The sequence below is a fragment of the Bordetella petrii genome, assembly GCF_020991325.1.
GTDB classification, from domain to species: domain Bacteria; phylum Pseudomonadota; class Gammaproteobacteria; order Burkholderiales; family Burkholderiaceae_B; genus Bordetella_A; species Bordetella_A petrii_E.
In genome coordinates, this window is sequence record NZ_JAJMLX010000492.1 from 1 (window position 1) to 1347 (window position 1347).

General features: G+C 65.8%; 2 protein-coding genes. Both read right to left on the minus strand.

All coding sequences use genetic code 11. The annotated features are described in order from the left end of the window. On the minus strand, positions 1-854 hold an 854-nt coding region (locus LPZ50_RS24875; protein WP_230665499.1), incomplete at its 3' end, for an HlyC/CorC family transporter. A 93-nt stretch (positions 855-947) separates the two neighbouring features. Further along, a partial coding sequence (gene ybeY / locus LPZ50_RS24880; RefSeq protein ID WP_230665500.1) for an rRNA maturation RNase YbeY occupies positions 948-1347 on the minus strand: 400 nt, incomplete at its 5' end.

Genomic DNA, 1347 nt, shown 5'->3' on the forward strand with positions numbered 1-1347 from the left:
GGGGCCGCGCGCCTGGCGCGCAGCCAGAGCGCGCGCCGGGCGTCGGCGCGTATGACTTCGATCAGCAGGTCGCCATGCGTGGCGCTGTCGCCGCGCCGGGGGATGCGGCCCAGCTGGCCGCCCAGCCAGCCGCCGACGCTGTCGTATTCATCGTCGGGCAGGTTGGTGGCGAACGCTTCGTTGAAGTGGCTGATTTCAGTGCTGGCCATCAGCCGCCACTGGTTCTCGCCTTCGGGGAAGATGCTTTGTTCGTCGTCGTCGTCGAACTCGTCTTCGATGTCGCCGACGATCTGCTCCAGCACGTCTTCCATGGTGACCAGGCCGGAAATGCCGCCGTGCTCGTCGATGACGATGGCCTGGTGGTTATGGCTGGCGCGGAAGTCGCGCAGCAGCACATTCAGGCGCTTGGCTTCGGGAATGAATACCGCCGGGCGGATCAGCGAACGCAATTCCACGCCGGGTTCCAGCATGCCGCGCAGCAGGTCTTTGGCCAGCAGGATGCCGATGATGTTGTCGCGGTCGTCTTCGTATACCGGGAAACGCGAGTGCGCGGTTTCGATGATGAAGGCCAACTGCTGGGGCAGGGGCTGCGCAACGTCGAGCAGGTCCATGCGCGAGCGCGGCACCATGATGTCGGCCACGGTGCGCTCGGACATGGCCAGCGCGCCTTTGATCATGCCGTAGGATTCGACGTCGAGCAGGTTTCGGTCGTGCGCCGCGTCCAGGACGGCCTTGATGCCTTCGCGGTCTTCGGGCTCGCGCCGTACCAGCGACAGCATGCGGTCTAGCAGGGATTTGGTGGGTTTGTGGGAGCGCGCGGCGTTCGCGTCGTTGGCAGGGTAAGGGTCAGACATCGTCCGGGAGGACAAGTTATGGAAGAGTCAGCATAACCGAATATTGGCGCCCAATTGTTACCGCGGCCGTGCCCAGGCCCTGCCTGCCGGGACTCAGGCGTAGGGGTCGGCGATACGCATGCCGGCCAGGATGGCGGTTTCCAGGGCTTCCATGCGCCGCGCATCGCGCGTCTTGATGTGGTCGTAGCCCAGCGCGTGCAGCACGCCGTGCACCGTCAGGTGGGCGGCATGGTGCAGCAGGGTCTTGCCCTGTTCGCGGGCCTCGCGCTTGAGCACCGGCATGCAGATGACGATGTCTCCGCGGGCGGTGCCCAGGGGGTCGGTGCCATATTCGAACGTCAGCACATTGGTGGCGTAGTCGCGCTCGCGGTAGGCGCGGTTCAGCTTGCGGCCTTCGGCCTGCCCCACCAGGCGCAGGCTGAATTTCGTCATGTCGGTCACCGGCCTGACCGACGCGCTGACCCAGTCCATTACCGGACTGGGCCTGTCGCCG